Raw genomic sequence first — 13,079 nt, 5'->3', positions numbered from 1 at the left:
ACGGCCGTCGGCCGACCGCCCGGCCACAGATCATGTCGCGATTGCACGCGGCCGGCAGGGGGAACGACGACGAAGCAACGGCCGAACCGGACGGCTACGGCGATCGCGACGGCTACGGGTACGGCGACCGCGACGACCACCGGCACAGCGACCGCGACGACGCCGTCGACCTCGCGATCCTCGGGGTCGGACGGATCGGCCGTGTGCACCTGGAGTCAGCGCGCGTGACGGACGGAGTCCGGACCGTCGCCGCCGCGGACGCTGTGGCGGCCAACCGCGACCGCGCTCGCGAGGCCGGCGTCGACGCCGTGTACGACGACTACCGGACGCTGTTGTCGACGGAGTCGCCCGACGCCGTCGTCGTGGCGCTCCCGCCGTCGCTCCACGCGCCGGCGGTCCGGGCGGCCGCCGACGCCGGCTGCGACGCCTTCGTCGAGAAGCCGTTCGCCCGATCGGTCAGCGAGGGACGGGAGATGCTCGCGGTCGCCGACGACGCCGGTATCCGCCTCGGCGTCGACCACACGATCCGGTACCTCCCGGAGGTCGACCGCGTCGCCGAGGCGCTGCGCGAGGGGCGCGTCGGGCACGTCCCGTTCGCGAGCGTCTCCCGGGTGAACTGCGGCCCGTTCGCCCCGCCGCCGCCGACCGAACGGGTCGCCGACTGGGCGCTCGACCCCGAGGCGACCGGCGGGGGCGTCCTCCTCGACCTCGGCCTGCACCTGTTCGACGTGCTGGAGCACCTGTTCGGGGAGCTGACGGTGATCGCCGCGGAGACCGACCGACAGCTCTCGCTCCCGTTCGAGGACGCCGCGACCGTGCTGTTGCGGGCCGAGGAGTCCGGGACCGTCGTCTCGATGCACTGCGGCGGCTACCAGTGGGAGGCGGCCGCGGAGATGAACTTCCGCCTGCGCCTCGAGGGCGTCGCCGGCACCGTCGACAGCGTCGACTACCGACCGAAGAACCTCCACGCTCACGCCGCGAAGTCCGTCGCCGGCAACGTCGCCAGGGCGGTCGGCGGCGGCGACGCCGCGCCGTTCGCGCCGACGTACTACCTCCGGGCGCACTACCGGGCGCTCGCGGACTTCCTCGACGCCGTCGCCGCCGACCGCGACCCGCCCGTCGGGGGCGAACGCGGGGTCCGGACGCTGGAGTTGGCCGAGGCGGCGTACGCCGCGGCGGAGAACGAACCCGGGATCGGACCGATCGACCGGGACGGCGACGACGATCACGACGGCCACCGCGGCCGCGACGACTACCCCGACCGCGACGGCCACCACGACGACCACAGCGACCGCGACGCACCCGCGCGCACCGCCGACGGGGGCGAGCCGTGAGCGCTCCCCTCGGACGCTCGGTCGACCCCCAGCACCCGGAGTCGGTTCGGGCGGGAGTAGCGGAAATCGTCGCGGAGTTCGCGATCCCCGACGACGGCCGCCCGGTCGTCGTCGCGGACCTGCCGTATCCCTATCACACGAGCACCGGGATGGTCGCGAATCCGGTCGTCGTCGGGGCCGTCGTCGAGACGCTTCGCGATGCGACCGACGGACCCGTCGGGCTCGCGGTCTCGACGGGTGACCACGCGGACGCCGACCGCGCGGCCTCGCTGGTGGGGTACGACGAACGCGTCGAGGCGGCCGGCGACGCGGGAACAGGCGACGCGAGGACCGGCGGGGTCGAACGACTCGATCTTCGCCCCGGCGAGACGCCCGACAGGACGGTCACGGTCGACGGGGGCGAGCGGACCGTCGACGTGCCCGCGGCGCTCGTCGACCGCCCGGTCGTCGCGGTCCCGTCGCTGCGGTACGGGACCGACGCGCCGGTCGCGACGGCGACCGCGACGGTGGCTCGTCACGCCCGGGTGTCGCCGACGGCGGCGCGCTCTGTCGCCGCCGCGGCCCTCGCCGTCGACCCCGCGGGGGCGGTCCTCGACGGCACGTACAGCTACACGGGCGAGCCCCGCGCGACGGGCGTCGTGGTCGGCGGCGACGCCCCGGTGGTCGACCGGTTCGCGGCGTGGCTCGTCGGTGTCGATCCCGGCGACGTGCCGGCGCTCGCGGCGCTTCCGGGGCCCGACGAGCCGCCGCGACTCCGGTCCATAGACGCCGGAGCGATCCGTGCGTCGCTGCCGCGCGGGCCCCGCCCGACTCGGGGAACGCCCGGCCCGGCGGTCAGGCGCGCCTACCGACTGTACACCGATCTGACCGGGGACGCCTACCCGCCCCAGCTGGACCCGTGACCGGGCGCGCGCTCGTCACCGGCGCGAGCGGCGTCCTCGGGACGGCGACGTGTCGCGACCTCGCGGCCGAGGGCTGGACGGTCCGCGGGAGCGGGCGGGGAGACGAGCCGCCGGCACATCTCGCCGGCAACGTGGACGAATGGCGGTCGGCGGACGTGCGCTCGCCGGAGAACTGCCGCGCGGCCGTCCGCGACTGTTCAGTCGTCGTCCACCTCGCGGGCGTCGGCCTCGCGGACGCCGATCCGGCGACGGTGGCGGCGACGAACCGACGAGGGACCGAGCACGTGCTCGACGCCTGCGCCGGGGAGGCCGACGCCGTCGAGCGCGTCGTCGTCGCGAGCACGGCCGGGCTCAGGCGAACCGAGGGCGTTGCGACGGAGGCGGACCTCGCCCGGCCGGTCGGGGCCTACCAGCGGTCGAAGGCGGCCGGCGAGTCGGCCGTCCGGTCGTACATCGCCGACGGCGGCGACGCGGTCGTGGTGCGCCCGACCTCGGTGTTCGGGCCGGGCGATCGGGCGTTCACCGCGCGGCTGTGTCGACTCGCGCTCGCGACGCCGCCGTCGCCGGCGACGCTCCCTGGCGGCGCGAGCTTCGTCGCTCCGGCCGACGTGGCCGGCGGGATCCGGGCGGCGATCGAGCGCGGCGAGGCCGGACGGGAGTACGTCCTCGGCGGCGAGAACCTGACGTACGGCGAGGCGCTGGGAGTGATCGCCGCCGCCGGCGACGGGCGTCGGCCGCGGCTTCGCGTCCCTCGGGCGGCCGTCGTCGCCGCCGGCCACGCCGCCGCCGTGCTCGAGGGGAAGACTGGCCGGCGGGTGTTCCCGTTCGATCCCGCGATGGCGCGGCTGGCGACGAGCGAGTTGTTCTACTCCTCGGCGCGGGCGCGCCGCGAACTCGGGTACAGCTATCGACCGCTGTCCGATCACGTCGACGACGCGGTCGAGTGGTATCGTGGCCGCGGGGGCGACGAGTATCCGTCGCTCGGTGCCGAGGGGTGAGAGCCGCCGAGGGGGCGTCGCCGGCGGTGGGCGTCGCCGGCGACGGTTCCCGGTCGTCCCCGGGCCCGCTGGAGTCACGGAATCTCGATCGCGGGCGTGATCGTCTCGGTGGGACGGCCCTCAAGTCGGGCGACGGGATCGGGGGCCTCCGCGAGGTCGACCAGCAGCGCCGTGAGGTCGATCAGGTCGTCGACGAACGCCTCCCGGCGGCGACGCCACGCGGCCCGCGCGTCGTCGGTGAGAAGCTCGACCGCGCGCTCGGCGAGGCGGTCGAACGACGACGGCGGGACGTTCTCGACGAGGCCGTGAGCCGCGAGTTCGCGGAAGTTCCCCATGTCGCCGTCGCCGACGAAGGAGTTGGACCGGAGCGCCGGCGTCCCCAGCAGCGCCGCCTCCGTCACCATCGTCTGCGTGTCGGCGACCAGCAGCGAGGCCGCCGCGAGCGCGTCGTGGACGTACGCCGGGTGCACGTCGAACGGGCGGACGCCGTCCGGGAGGGCGGTCCCCCGGTCGCGCTCGTCGGTGACGACGACGGTCGCGTGCTCGGCGAGGCGTTCGAGCAGGGTCCGACGCTGGTCGGTGTCGAACCCCGAGCGACCCACGTCGTGGTACGCGCCCCAGCCGTTGAACCGAACGACGACGAACGGCTCGTCGGCGTCGACGCCGAGTTCCGCCCGGATGTCGCACTCCGGGGCGTACACGTCGGGGTGGAGATAGGCGCTCTCTTTGAACCCCCGAACGCGGTAGTGCGTGGGCCCGAGGTCGCGAGCGAAGGTGTACGGCGTGAGGAACGCGTCCACGACGAGCCGCGAGAGCGTGTAGTCGAGACCGTGCGGCTCGGAGTCCTGGACGGCGATCACGGGCGTGTCGCTCGCGACGCCGGCGGGAGCCGCGTACGCGCCCATCCCGAAAATCAGGTCGGGGTCGAACGAGCGGGCGCGGCGGAGTATCCGGGCGTAGTGGCCGGGGAGGTTCCGGAGGAGCGCCCGCCTGGTCTCGCCTCGCCGGCCGTACAGTTCGTACGGCAGGTCGTGATACTCAAGCAGGTCGACCGCGCAGCCGTCGTCGCGGCCGAGCACCAGCACGTCGTGCCCGCGGTCGCACAGGCGCGACACCGCGTTCCGGTACAGGTGGACGTGCGCGGGCGTGTTCGCGAAGATGAGGAGTCGCATCGTCCGACCCATCGTCGGAGCCGCCTTTGTTAGCCGGACGCGGCGCGAGTACGGTCGGCTTTCCCGTCGGCGACGACCCGGTTCCGACCGAGTCGCCGGCGCGGTCAGCGTCGCGGACGCGGACCTGTCGCCGGGTCGATCGGTCGCCGGCGTTGTCGGGTACCGCTCCGGTCACCCCGCGTCGATCTGCGAGCGCCGGAACCACGTGCGGGCGAGGTTGTACGCCCGCCACGCGACAGGGATGTGTCCGCGCTCCCAGCGGTACGACTGGACGGGCGTGCCGCCGTACCGGCGCTTGAACCGGTAGACCGAGTTGTCGTAGTGCGGCTCGACCGGGCCGAAGGAGTAGCGGTCGTAGCCGCGGTCGATCCCCCACCGGATCGCCTCGCGGTGGAGCAGCTCCGAGGGGTAGCGGTCGAAGTCGTCGCTGTCGCCGATCGCCGACAGCCAATGGTGGAGCACGCCGCCCTCGTCGTCGAGGAGGTAGACGTATCGTCCCACCTCTCGGCCGTCGACGGTCGCTGTGAACACCCGAACGCGGTCGGGGAGTCGCTCGGCCAAGGCGGCGAGGAACGCCCGCGGGAGTCGATCGCCGCCGACCCGGTCCACGTTGGCGTGGTAGCGGTCGTACGTCCGCGACAGATCCGCCCCGAGCGGCTCGATCTCGACGGAGAACTCCTGGTCGACGGCGTTGCGAACCGCCCTGCGTCGGCTCGAGCTCATCTCTCCGAGGATCGTCTCCCAGTCCTTCCGGAGGTCGATGAAGAAGGTGCACTCCGCGAGGCGGGCGTCGTAGCCCATCGCCTCCAGGGTTCGGGCGTACCCGAGCGCGTCGGACTCGTACGACTGGACGCGGTGGAACAGGGTCGTCCCGTCGGGCAGAAGGGCCGGATCGAGGAGCCGAGCGAGGACCTCCCCCGTGTCGCCGGCGACGACCGGGCCGCCGTAGCCGGGCGGGGGCGGCGCGACGTACTGCAACGGAATCCGGTCGGCGACCCGGCAGTCGGTTCCGTCGGGTAACGGCACCGCCGTCGCGACGTTGGCGAGCAGGCCGACCGGGTTGCCGTCCGTGCGGACGACGACGTGGCGCGCCTCGCCCGCGAGGCCCTCCTCGACGGCCGCGAGCCACTCGTGGCGATGGAACAGCGTGCCGCCGTCCGACTGCTGCACGAGGTTGTTCAACTGGCTCGCGTCCATCCCGTCGGTCGTCCGGTGGACGGTCGCCTCCAGCCCGTTCCGGTCGGTCGTCGCCTCGTCTCCTCCGGCTGTCATCTTCCGCATCTGGTGGACCCCGACTGTTAGCTATAGATAGATTACTGACGCCGAACGGCGATCACGGCGACCGCGTCGGCGGCGACGGCGACGATCAGTTGCCCTCGGCCGAAGCGACGGACACCCACAGGTGCAGCGCACGGTCGGCCGAGTCGATCGATGGCTCCGCCGGGGGGTCCCCGCGATACAGCAGATACACCAGCCGGAGGTCCTCGCCCGTCATCTCGGGTGCCACCTCGTGTGAGCGCCGCCAGGTGTCGCCGGCGGCCACCCGCGGTCGGAACGTCCGGAGTCGCTCCGCCTCCGTGACGGTGCCGTCGGCGTCGACTCGTTGGATCGCGACGATGACCGTGTACGTCGCCGCCGTGTCCCGTGCGTTGCCGACGCCGACGACGAGTTCCTCGGGGTCGCCCGCGGTGAACTCGGTCGGGTATCCCTCGGCGACTGCGTCGCCGTCGTCCGAGACCGCGAGCAGGGAGAACTCGGTGTAGGATCCCCCCCAGGTCGGGACGGTGGCGGCGAACGCGACGCTCGCGGCCGCGACGACGACCGCCGCTACGAGCGCGACCGCCAGCACCGTTTCGAGGCGCGACTCCGGGTCGAACACGCCGGGTCGCGTCCGCGGGATCATCCCATCCAACGGGACTCGAAGCCGCGCCTCGGGCGGGAGCGACAGTCGGCGCGCCGTCGCGACGACCAACAACACGGCGGTCATGACGGCGACTGCGACCACGACCGACACGCGAGCGACGCCGTACGGCGTGGCGGTCAACGCGAGCGAGACGGCGGGAACGATCCCGACGCTGAGTCCGACCGAAAGCGCGAGCCGACGGGGCCAGTCGGCGTGGCTCGGGGTCACACCGGCCGCTCGCGTGCCGACGGTTGCCGGAAACAGCGCGGCCGTGAGCGCGTAGCCCGGGACCAGCAGCAGCGTCGGCACGCCGACCAACAGGCCGAGCGTCGTGTCGGCGACCGCGGGAATCACCACGGCACAGACGGCGACCACGGTCAGCGTCGCCGCCGCCGCGAGGTCGAGTATGGACTCGACCCGGTCGCCATCGCGTTGCCGGCGGCGGTCGCCAGAGCGCATACGCCGAAGTCGACACCCCCGAGTGACAAAGGTAGCCGCAGCGTTCGCTGCCGGGTCGAACCGTACGGGGAGCTTTCGAGCGTGAGGCCATCGGGAAGCGACCGTGATGGAGTTGCCTACCGCGTCCGTGCTACCACCGCGTCTGTGATACCATCGCGACGCTCACACCACCGCGACGCCCACACCACCGCGACGCCCACACCACCGCGACGCCCACACCACCGCGTCCGCGGTATTCCCCCTTCAAGAGCCACCGATCTGCGATATTCGACTCATCCGTAGAACACAACGATTTTGTTTAGGCCCACCTAACTCGCGGACACGATGGAACTGTCGCGTCGCGACGCGCTGGCCGCGCTCTCGGCGGCGGGGGTGGGGTCGCTGGCCGGGTGTGCAGCGCCGACCGCGGGCGGCGAGGGCACGGGCGACCGCAGCGACGGTCGCGGGATCGGGGGTGACGACGAAGGCCGCGTCGGCGACCGCGAACTCGCCACTCTCGTCGCGGTCGCGGAGGCTGTGTACCCCTCCGAGGTCGAGGGCGTCGCGGAGTTCGTCGAGACGTACACCGGCGGGAGAGTCGACGGGGACGACGCGTACGCCCGCGGCGTCGCCGAGGCGGCGGCGACGCTGGACGAGTACACCGAGACGTTCCACGACCGGTCGTTCCGGGAGCTATCGGTCGACACGCGACTGGAGACGCTCGACGTGATGAGCGTCGACGTCGAGGAGCCCGACCCCGACGGAACCGACGCCCAGCGAGTCCGTCACTACCTCGTGAACGAACTGCTGTACGCGCTGTACACCTCGCCGACGGGCGCGTCGCTGGCGGGGCTGGAGAACCCCCCGGGACACCCCGGCGGAACGGAGTCGTACCGGGAGGGACCCGACGCGTGAGCGACGCGACGGGAGGGGGAGTGGGAGAGAGAGGGGAAGGAGGGGGGGAAGATGCCGACGACGCCGGGTCGTCGCGCCGACGGCAGGTCGACCGGAGCCCGTCGCCGCGGGCGGACGTGTGCGTCGTCGGCGCGGGGCCGGCGGGCGCGCTCGTCGCGGCCGAGCTATCGACCGCCGGCCACGACGTTGTCGTGCTCGACGCCGGTCCGCGGTTCGATCCCGACGACCGGACGGAGCGCTTGGAGCGACACCTCCGCCCCGGCGTCGGCGCGCCGGTGTGGGACATGGGCGGCGAGCGCGACGCCTTCAGCGCCAGCGGCGACCGCTTCTACCCCCTGAACGTCGCCCGCGTGAAGGGGATCGGCGGGAGCACGATGCACTGGCAGGGGATGGTGATGCGGATGCACGAGCAGGACTTCGAACTGGCCTCGGCGACGGGCATGGGCGAAGACTGGCCGATCGACTACGACGACCTCCGGCCGTACTACGCCGACGCCGAGGAGGAGCTATCGGTCGCGGGAGCCTCGGACAACCCCTTCGCGCCGCCCCGAGAGGAGCCGCACCCCATGCCGGCGTTCCCGCCGTCGTACTCCGACTCGCTGTTCGCGGAGGCCTGCGAGGCCGTCGGGCTGACGACGCACTCGGTGCCGAACGCCCGCAACTCCGAGCCGACCGAGGAGGCTGGCGCGTGCGTCGGCTACGGCACCTGCCGGCCGATCTGTCCCTCCGGGGCGAAGTACGACGCGACCCGACACGTCGACGTGGCGGAGGCGAACGGCGCGCGCGTCCTCGACCGCGTGCCCGTCCAGCGACTCGAACACGACGACGCCGGCGACCGCGTCACCGCGGCGGTGTACGCGACGCCCGACGGGACCGAACACCGGCAGGAGGCCCGCGAGTTCGTCGTCGCCGCCGGCGGGGTGGAGACGCCGCGGCTCCTCCTGCTCTCCGAGAGCGAGGCGTACCCGGACGGCCTCGCCAACTCCTCGGGGCTCGTGGGTCGGTACTTCATGGACCACCTGTTCGCGGGCATGGGCGGGACGCTCGACGAGCCGACGCGCCAGAAGCACGTCGGCTTCAACACCACGGAGAGCCACCAGTTCTACGACCGTCCCGACGACTCCCGCACGGCGATCAAACTGGAGTTCCTCAACTACGCCGGGCCCGCGCCCGCCGACATCGCGCTGGGCGCTGACAGCTTCGGCGACGCACTCCTCGAGGAGATCCGGGAGGGCTACGGGAACCACGTCGCGATGGGGGCGCTCGTCGAGCAGCTTCCCCGACGTGAGAATCGGATCCGGCTCGACCCCTCGCGCACCGACGATCACGGCAACCCGGTTCCGGACGTGGTGTGGAGTCTCGACGCGAAGACCCGGCGGACCATCGAGCGCGCAAACGAGGTCCAGCGGGAGGTACTGGAGGAACTGGGCGTCGACATCGGCTGGACGGTCGGCCCGGACGCCACCGGCCCCGCGTACCACCACATGGGCACGACGCGGATGGGCACCGACCCGGACGAGAGCGTCGTCGACCCGCAGCTTCGCACGCACGACCTCTCGAACCTCACGCTCGCGGGGAGTTCCGTGTTCGTCACCGGCGGGGCGATGAACCCGACGCTGACGATCGCGGCGCTGTCGCTGAAGGCGGCCGATCACGTCGAAGAGCGGCTCTGAACGGGCGGGGAAGCCGCGGGGAGCGCGTCGGTCCGGTCGACGCCGGCACGGGGCAAAAGAGGGTCGCGGTCGCGTTCGACTCCGTGTCGGGGGAGTCGCCGACGGCGAGACTTATCCGCGCGGCGGGCGTCGCCACGCCCGATGGAGACGCGACTCGCCGACTACGTCGACGACTTCACGCGCCGCGACTGGCAGACGCTCGATCCCGACGCCGTCGGCGACCCGATCCGGATCGCGGTCGTCGGAGCGGGGTGGTTCACCCGCGACTGGGCGCTCCCGGGCATCGAGCGCTCGGCGTTCACGGAGGCGACAGTCGTGACCGACATCGACGCCGAAGCGGTCGAGACGGTCGCGGACGACCACCGGCTGACCGGCGTGACGCCGGCGGCGTTTCGCGCCGGCGACGCGGCCGACGAGTACGACGCGGTGTACGTCGCGACGCCGAACGCGACCCACCCAGAGTACGTCGAGGCCGCCGCCGAGCAGGGGAAGGCGGTGCTGTGCGAGAAGCCGATGGCGGCGACCGTCGAGGGGGCCGAGCGGATCGTCGACGCCTGCGAGGCGGCCGGCGTGCCGCTCATGGTCGGGTACCGGATGCAGACCGACCCCGCGGTTCGGCGGGTGCGCGAACTGCTCGCGGGCGGGTTCGTCGGCGACGCGGTCCACGTCCACGCGTCGATGTCACAGACGATGCTCGGGGAGCTGTCGAGCGAGCACGACCAATGGCGGCTCGACCCCGAGCTGTCGGGCGGCTGTGCGCTCATGGACCTGGGCGTCTACCCGCTGAACACGACGCGGTTCGTCCTCGGCGAGGACCCCGTCGCCGCGTCGGGACGTACGCGCTCGGAGCACGCGGCGTTCGACGGCGTCGACGAGCACGCCGCCTACCGGCTGTCGTTCCCCGGCGGCGTCGACGCTGCGTGCACGGTCAGCCAGAACGCCGGCCACGCGAGCCGGTTCGAGGTGACCGGCACCGACGGGCGACTGATCCTCGATCCGGCGTTCTACGAGCGCGAGGCGCGCGAGTTCGCCGTCGAGCGCGACGGCACCCGGATGGACGTGACGTTCGAGCAGGTCCACCAACTGGCCGAGGAGTTCGCGTACTTCGGTCACCACCTGCTCGCCGGCGAGCCGTTCGGCCCCGACGGCCGACACGGGCTCGTCGACGCACGCGCGCTCGATGCGATCTACGAGTCGGCCGAGTCGGGCGCACGCGTATCCCTCGACGGATAACCGCCGGCCGGTGGGTGCCAGGCGACGACATCCGTCGCCGCCACCGCGCTCGCGACGCCCCACGCGACGGGGGTTTCGGTCGCCCGAAAAATCGACACCCTTTAGGCGGCCCTAATCGTTGCTACGGGCGAATGAGTTCACCACAGGACATCTGCGTGGTCGTTCCGACGATCCGGGAGTACGAGTGCCTCCGGTCGTACGTCGACAACGCCCGCGAGCACGGCTTCGACACCGACCGGTTGTTCTTCGTCCTCGTGACGGAGGACTTCTGCGACACCGACGCGATGGAGGCCATGCTCGAGGAGGAGGGCGTCGACGGGGCGGTGTTCGACGGGAGCGCCCGCGAGGCGTGGTTCGCCGACCACGACGCGGATGAGTTCGCGCACCTGATCCCCGCGGCGAGCCACGCGCAGACGTCGTTCGGCCTGCTGTACATGTGGGCCCACGAGCGCTTCGAGTACGGCGTGTTCATCGACGACGACACGCTTCCGCACCCCGAGGACGACTTCTTCGGCACCCACATGGCGAACCTCGCGTACGAGGGCGAGGTGGAGTCGGTCCGCTCGGACGAGTCGTGGGTGAACGTCCTCTACCAGTCCGACACCGACCTGTACCCCCGCGGCTACCCCTACGCGGCGATGGACGAGACGGTCGAGACGACCACCGAGCGCGTCGACGACGTCGTCGCCTCCCAGGGCCTCTGGACGAACGTCCCGGACCTGGACGCCGTCCGGATCCTGATGGACGGCGACCTCCAGGGGCAGGCCGAGACCCGAACGAAGCGCGGTGACTTCGAGCGCGACTTCGTCGCGAGCGAGGGCCAGTACCTCACGGTCTGCTCGATGAACCTCGCGTTCCGGCGCGAGGTGATCCCGGCGTTCTACCAGCTTCCGATGGACGACAACGAGTGGGAGGTCGGTCGCTTCGACGACATCTGGTCGGGGCTGTTCCTCAAGCGCGCCGCCGACGTGCTCGGCAAGCAGGTGTACAACGGCGGCCCGCTGTGCGAGCACAACAAGGCCCCGCGCTCGACGTTCGACGACCTCGCGAACGAGGTCGCCGGCCTCGAACTCAACGAGCACGTCTGGGAGGTGCTCGACGGCGTCGGGGAGGACGCCGACTCCTTCGAGGCGGCGTTCGCGGAGATGGCCGACGCGCTCGCCGAGGGAGACTTCTCCCAGTGGAACAACGGAGCGTTCTTGAACTACTGCGGCGAGCACATGCGCACGTGGCTCGACTGTCTCGATCGCGTGGAGGGCGCGGGGACGCGTGCGGCCGCCGCGGACGCCCCGGAGGTGCCCGCAGATGACTGACAACATGAACGACGACACCACGGACGGACGGCAGTCGTATCGGCGGCGGAAGGTACTCGCGGGACTCGGCGCGGCCGGCGCGGCCGGGCTGGCCGGCTGTAACGGCATCATCGGCGGCGAGGGAACCGCCAACGCGACCGACACCGGCGGGTCTGCTGGCGGTGAGTTCGGCGAGTTCCGCGGCTCCGGGCCGCTGGCGGAGGGTCGCTCCGACATCGGCGGGACCCGGATCGCCGACCTGCCGGAACTGAGCGGGGAGCTGACGGTGTACCTCGGCGGCGGCGAGGGCGGGCTCTACCGCGACCTCGTCGCGCGACTGGAGGACATCTACCCCGACTTCGACGCGCAGCTTCGCGAGTCCGGCACGGCCGACGCCGCGAACACGATCGTCAACGAGGGAGAGGCGACCCCCGCGGACGTGTTCTGGTCGGTCGACGCCGGCTCGCTGGCGGCCGTCGCGGGACAGGGGCTGACCGCGAACCTCCCCTCGAACGTCGTCGAGAACGTCCCCGACGAGTTCCACCCCGAAGACCAATGGACCGGGACGGCCGGCCGGGCCCGGGCGGTGCCGTACAACACCGAGGAGCTGTCGGAGGGCGACATCCCGGACGACGTGATGGCGTTCCCCGAGACGCCCGAGCTGATGGACGCGATGGGATGGGCACCCACCTACGGCGCGTTCCAGGCGTTCGTCACCGCGATGCGGATCATCGAGGGCGAGGACGCCACCCGCGAGTGGCTCCAGGGGATGCTCGACGCCGGCGTCACCGAGTACAACAACGAGTTCCTCGTCTCGAACGCCGTCGCCGACGGCGGGCTCACGGCCGGCTTCGCGAACCACTACTACGCGCTGCGGGTGCAGGCGGCCCGGCCCGACGCCCCGCTGGATCTGGCGTTCACGAGCGGCGACGCCGGCGGGCTGATCAACGTCGCCGGCGCGGCGGTGCTGTCGCCGAGCCAGCAGCAGGAGCTCGCGTTCACGTTCGTGCGGCACCTGCTGTCGGCGGAGGCCCAGGAGTTCTTCGCCACCCGGACGTACGCGTACCCGATGGTCGAGGACATCCCCCCCGTCGGCGGACTGCCGCCGATCGGCGAGCTGAACCCCCCGGAGATCGACCTCAACGAGCTGTCGGACCTCCAGCCGACGCTCGAACTCATGCGCGACGTCGGAGTGCTGTGAGCGGCGGGGGCGCGTGAG

General features: G+C 72.3%; 11 protein-coding genes. 8 read left to right on the top strand and 3 right to left on the bottom strand.

What is annotated here, in order from left to right:
* Positions 1 to 32 precede the first annotated feature (32 nt).
* The 3 genes from Hbl1158_RS15095 to Hbl1158_RS15085 are packed head-to-tail and all read left to right on the top strand — an operon-like array spanning position 33 to position 3,234.
* Complete coding sequence (locus tag Hbl1158_RS15095; RefSeq protein ID WP_234299701.1) at positions 33 to 1,334, top strand: Gfo/Idh/MocA family oxidoreductase; 1,302 nt, start codon at positions 33 to 35, stop codon at positions 1,332 to 1,334.
* Entirely contained in the window at positions 1,331 to 2,236 is a 906-nt protein-coding gene (locus Hbl1158_RS15090; protein WP_234299700.1) for a hypothetical protein, read from the top strand. Before Hbl1158_RS15095 ends, Hbl1158_RS15090 begins: the two co-directional genes overlap by 4 nt.
* Positions 2,233 to 3,234 carry an SDR family NAD(P)-dependent oxidoreductase gene (locus Hbl1158_RS15085; protein WP_234299699.1) on the top strand — a complete coding sequence of 334 codons (1,002 nt, stop codon included), beginning with the start codon at positions 2,233 to 2,235 and terminating at the stop codon, positions 3,232 to 3,234. Before Hbl1158_RS15090 ends, Hbl1158_RS15085 begins: the two co-directional genes overlap by 4 nt.
* Positions 3,235 to 3,308: 74 nt before the next feature.
* On the opposite strand, the gene Hbl1158_RS15080 is transcribed toward Hbl1158_RS15085, so the two are convergent.
* The 3 genes from Hbl1158_RS15080 to Hbl1158_RS15070 all read right to left on the bottom strand — a co-directional run bounded on the left by Hbl1158_RS15080 (position 3,309) and on the right by Hbl1158_RS15070 (position 6,768).
* Positions 3,309 to 4,406, bottom strand: a complete 1,098-nt coding sequence (locus tag Hbl1158_RS15080; protein ID WP_234299698.1) for a hypothetical protein — start codon at positions 4,404 to 4,406, stop codon at positions 3,309 to 3,311.
* Between the two features lie 171 nt (positions 4,407 to 4,577).
* Positions 4,578 to 5,678 carry a GNAT family N-acetyltransferase gene (locus tag Hbl1158_RS15075; RefSeq protein WP_234299697.1) on the bottom strand — a complete coding sequence of 367 codons (1,101 nt, stop codon included), beginning with the start codon at positions 5,676 to 5,678 and terminating at the stop codon, positions 4,578 to 4,580.
* Positions 5,679 to 5,772: 94 nt separating this feature from the next.
* On the bottom strand, positions 5,773 to 6,768 hold the full coding sequence (locus tag Hbl1158_RS15070; RefSeq protein WP_234299696.1) for a DUF1616 domain-containing protein: 996 nt from the start codon (positions 6,766 to 6,768) through the stop codon (positions 5,773 to 5,775).
* A gap of 324 nt (positions 6,769 to 7,092) precedes the next feature.
* Between Hbl1158_RS15070 and Hbl1158_RS15065 the strand changes: the two genes are divergently transcribed.
* From Hbl1158_RS15065 to Hbl1158_RS15045, 5 genes are all read left to right on the top strand, one after another.
* A complete protein-coding gene (locus Hbl1158_RS15065; RefSeq protein ID WP_234299695.1) occupies positions 7,093 to 7,662 on the top strand; it encodes a gluconate 2-dehydrogenase subunit 3 family protein in 570 nt (189 codons plus the stop codon).
* Between the two features lie 116 nt (positions 7,663 to 7,778).
* Complete coding sequence (locus Hbl1158_RS15060) at positions 7,779 to 9,335, top strand: GMC family oxidoreductase (RefSeq protein ID WP_234299785.1); 1,557 nt, start codon at positions 7,779 to 7,781, stop codon at positions 9,333 to 9,335.
* 141 nt (positions 9,336 to 9,476) lie between these two features.
* Positions 9,477 to 10,568 (top strand): D-xylose 1-dehydrogenase Gfo6, encoded by a 1,092-nt coding sequence (gene gfo6, locus Hbl1158_RS15055; RefSeq protein WP_234299694.1) that lies wholly within the window; start codon positions 9,477 to 9,479, stop codon positions 10,566 to 10,568.
* 131 nt (positions 10,569 to 10,699) lie between these two features.
* Entirely contained in the window at positions 10,700 to 11,881 is a 1,182-nt protein-coding gene (locus tag Hbl1158_RS15050; RefSeq protein ID WP_234299693.1) for an alpha-1 4-glucan-protein synthase, read from the top strand.
* The gene (locus tag Hbl1158_RS15045; protein WP_234299692.1) at positions 11,874 to 13,061 is read left to right on the top strand and encodes an extracellular solute-binding protein; all 1,188 of its coding nucleotides are present in this window, start codon (positions 11,874 to 11,876) and stop codon (positions 13,059 to 13,061) included. Before Hbl1158_RS15050 ends, Hbl1158_RS15045 begins: the two co-directional genes overlap by 8 nt.
* Positions 13,062 to 13,079 lie beyond the last annotated feature (18 nt).

The sequence above is a fragment of the Halobaculum sp. CBA1158 genome, assembly GCF_021431925.1.
Lineage (GTDB): Archaea > Halobacteriota > Halobacteria > Halobacteriales > Haloferacaceae > Halobaculum.
Note: the sequence above shows the minus strand (reverse complement) of the source record. Positions and strands in the feature narration are given on the sequence as shown.

What these genes read in the sequence shown, in the direction of transcription:
- Hbl1158_RS15095 (WP_234299701.1), top strand. Translation starts at nt 33, where the DNA reads ATGTCGCGATTGCACGCGGCCGGCAGGGGGAACGACGACGAAGCAACG.
- Hbl1158_RS15080 (WP_234299698.1), bottom strand. Translation starts at nt 4,406, where the DNA reads ATGCGACTCCTCATCTTCGCGAACACGCCCGCGCACGTCCACCTGTAC.
- Hbl1158_RS15075 (WP_234299697.1), bottom strand. Translation starts at nt 5,678, where the DNA reads ATGACAGCCGGAGGAGACGAGGCGACGACCGACCGGAACGGGCTGGAG.
- Hbl1158_RS15070 (WP_234299696.1), bottom strand. Translation starts at nt 6,768, where the DNA reads ATGCGCTCTGGCGACCGCCGCCGGCAACGCGATGGCGACCGGGTCGAG.
- Hbl1158_RS15065 (WP_234299695.1), top strand. Translation starts at nt 7,093, where the DNA reads ATGGAACTGTCGCGTCGCGACGCGCTGGCCGCGCTCTCGGCGGCGGGG.
- gfo6 (WP_234299694.1), top strand. Translation starts at nt 9,477, where the DNA reads ATGGAGACGCGACTCGCCGACTACGTCGACGACTTCACGCGCCGCGAC.
- Hbl1158_RS15050 (WP_234299693.1), top strand. Translation starts at nt 10,700, where the DNA reads ATGAGTTCACCACAGGACATCTGCGTGGTCGTTCCGACGATCCGGGAG.
- Hbl1158_RS15045 (WP_234299692.1), top strand. Translation starts at nt 11,874, where the DNA reads ATGACTGACAACATGAACGACGACACCACGGACGGACGGCAGTCGTAT.